This window comes from Dolosigranulum pigrum ATCC 51524 (assembly GCF_000245815.1).
Lineage (GTDB): Bacteria > Bacillota > Bacilli > Lactobacillales > Carnobacteriaceae_A > Dolosigranulum > Dolosigranulum pigrum.
The window spans coordinates 150845-152413 of the sequence record NZ_JH601104.1; the positions used below are offsets into that span (position 1 = coordinate 150845).

The window sequence follows — 1569 nt, forward strand, 5'->3', positions numbered from 1 at the left end:
ATCTGTTGAGCCATCTGGGTAAGCTACGATAACTTTCGCTTTCTTCTCACCTGGTGTTGACGTGTCAACTGGTCCGTCAAACTCAAACTCGGTTCCTTCTGGAAGCTCGTCTTTGTTTGCAATACCATTTGCTGCATCTGGTTCTGCACCTTCTGGCACTTCAATGTCTTGGCCTTTTGGTTCATGCTTATCAGCTTGAGTTGGTACTTCAGTTACGTTAACTGTTATATCAACTGTATCTGTTGAGCCATCTGGGTAAGCTACAATCACTTTCGCTTTCTTCTCACCTGGGGTTGATGTATCAACTGGGCCGTCAAACTCAAACTCGGTTCCTTCTGGAAGTTCATCTTTGTTTGCAATACCATTTGCTGCATCTAGTTCTGCACCTTCAGGCACTTCAATATCTTGGCCTCGTGGTTCGAAGATTTCAGATTGTGGTGTATCTTCATCTGAAACATGTAATGGTACTGTAATAGATTCTTCTGATCCATCTGGGTAAGTGATTTTAACATTTACATCTTTCTTACCTGGTGTTGATGTATCAACTGGTCCATCAAACTCAAACTTAGTTCCTTCTGGGAGTTCGTCTTTGTTTGCAATACCATCTGTTGCATTCGGTGTACCATTCTTCTCAACAAAGATTGGGTTTCCTTGTGGTTCATAGATATCAGACTGTGGTGTGTATACTGTAACTCGATCAGTTGTTTGGTCGTTCTCAGTATTAGGATCCCCCGCAGTTACATCCAATTCTTCTCCACCTTTAAGTGGTCTCTCGACAGGAACTTTGAAGTTACCTTCTTCATCAGAAACACCTTGTCCGATAATTTTTCCATCAGTATCTTTAACAGTAACAGGTGTGTCTGGTTCTGTCTTACCAGAAACAGTCTCTTCATCCTTCTTAGGTGTGTTTACTGATAGTTCTGGACCCTTGAAATCATTAGCATCTTTTGGATTCGTACCACGTTCAAGTTCCACATTATCGTTAATACCGTCACCATCAGAATCTGGGTCATTAACATCTGCAATTCCATCACCATCTGTATCACGTTGAACTGTAATTGTAAATTCTGCAGTTCTTTCAGGTTGACCAGGAACTGTAACGGTTACTGTGAAGTCACGTTCTTCTTCAAAATCTGATGAATTTGGTTTTTCTTTATCGAAGTTATCTTTCCAATCTTTCACATCTGGTGTTCCAGTAATCTCACCTGTCTCTGGATTAATATTCAATCCATCTGGTAGACCATTTTCAGTAATATCCCCTTCACCTTTGTTGGTAATCTCTGGTGTAATTGGTTCAATTGGTCGTCCTTCAGTGATTGTTTTATCCTCATAACCAGAAATAGATGGTGCTGGTGTTTCATCTTTAGCTTTGTCAATGGTAATGTCAATTGGATTACCGACATCATTTCCATTATTATCCTTGATTTGGACTTTTCCTGGAATTGAGTTTTGACCTTCTGGAACTGTTCCTGCCGGTACTTCAACTTTGATTTCACCGGTATTTCCGTCAACTTTTACTGTACCGCCTGGAATCTCAGTACCATCACTGTTAGTAATAGTTCCTGTCAT

General features: G+C 40.6%; 1 protein-coding gene. It reads right to left on the reverse strand.

Annotated elements, in window-relative coordinates; all coding sequences use genetic code 11:
* Positions 1 to 1569 (reverse strand): Rib/alpha-like domain-containing protein (locus HMPREF9703_RS09065; protein ID WP_004636856.1); only part of this gene is annotated, 1569 nt, incomplete at both ends.